At 59.4% G+C, this 1440-nt stretch carries 2 protein-coding genes; both read right to left on the bottom strand.

Annotated elements, in window-relative coordinates; translation table 11 throughout:
• Positions 1 to 39: 39 nt before the first annotated feature.
• A complete protein-coding gene (locus tag ACX80Z_RS15920; RefSeq protein WP_459316571.1) occupies positions 40 to 846 on the bottom strand; it encodes an IS3 family transposase in 807 nt (268 codons plus the stop codon).
• A gap of 44 nt (positions 847 to 890) precedes the next feature.
• A partial coding sequence (locus ACX80Z_RS15915; RefSeq protein WP_459316569.1) for a helix-turn-helix domain-containing protein occupies positions 891 to 1440 on the bottom strand: 550 nt, incomplete at its 5' end.

Raw genomic sequence — 1440 nt, 5'->3', positions numbered from 1 at the left:
TGAACTGGTCCCCGATAGTTGGACTGGCCAAGTAAGATCCTAAGCCGCGAGGGCCTGGGTCCGGTATTGCACCGGGCTCAGGCCCTTGAGCTTTGTCGAGATACGTTCGTTGTTGTACCAGCGGATGTACTCGTTCAGTTGCGTGGAAAGGGCTTCGGTGCTGATGAATCGGACGCGGTGGAAGAGCTCTTCCTTGAGGTGACCGAAGAAGTTCTCCATCACGGCATTGTCGAAGCAGTTGGCTTTGCGTGACATGGATTGGACCGCGCCGGCGCCCTTGAGAAGAGCTCGCCAGGAGGCGTGTTGGTACTGGAATCCCTGGTCGGAGTGTACGAGCGGCTGCTGTCCTGGCTGAAGGCAGGCCAGGGCCTGCTCCAGCGAAGTGTTGGTGAGCCAGAGATTGGGGGACGTTCCGATGGAATGGGAAATAATCTGCCGGTCGAAGAGGTCCATGACCGGTGAGAGGTAGAGCTTGCGGTCTCCAACGCTGAACTCGGTCACGTCCGTGACCCACTTCTGGTTCGGTGCAGTGGCCTCGAATTCCCGGTTCAGCAGGTTCGGCGCGACCGTGCCCTGTTCGCCCCGATAGGAGTTGTAACGTTTCTTCCGCCGGACCTTGCAGACCAGCCCGAGGACACGCATCACCTTCAATACGGTCTTCTTCGCAACCGTCCACCCCTGCTTGAGTAGTTCACTGTGGATCCGGCGGTGCCCGTATCGGCCGTAGTTCTTCTTGAAGATGTCCGTGATTTCGGCTTTGAGTTGCTCCTGAGGATCAGGTGCTTGCAGACGTGCCTGGTGATAGAAGAACGTCGACCGGGCCAACCCCGCAACGTCCAGGAGCAATTCGAGGCGGTGTTCAGCCTTGAGAGCGATAACGGCGCGGACCTTTACCGCCGTTCCTCGTCCCTCAAGGCCTGTACTTTTCCCAGGAAGGCAACCTCAGCGCGCAGACGCTCGTTCTCCCGGCGCAGGCGCTGGAGCTCCGATTCGGGCTTGGCCGCAGCGCCCGGACTTTCCCTCGGGCGGCGGCCCTTGGCCCGCGGACGAAGCCCGTCTTCACCCTGGTCCCGGTAAAGCTGTGTCCACTTACGAATCAGCACCGGGGAAGACAACCCCAATTCCTTCGCCAACGCCACCCGGCTCTCTCCGGCAAGAGCCCGCCGAACAACATCGAGCTTAAACTCGAACGAAAACACGCGCTTCGTTGACTTATACACCAGCGTCGATCCTCCACGCACTCGCCAACGGTCGTACAAACGGCCGATCGGTTTACTGCTAACCCCAAGCCGGTTCGCCACTGACTTGGCGCCCCAGCCCGCCTCAAACAACGCTACCGCGGCCTGACGCTGGTCCTCCGATAATGAACTGCTCTCAAACATGAACTGCTCCCCGTAAATCAGAACTGAATTCTCAGTCCAACTATCGGGGAGCAGTTCA

It is taken from the genome of Arthrobacter sp. TMT4-20 (assembly GCF_054510775.1).
The sequence above is the reverse complement of the archived record's forward strand: the minus strand, read 5'-3'. Positions and strand labels throughout refer to the sequence as shown.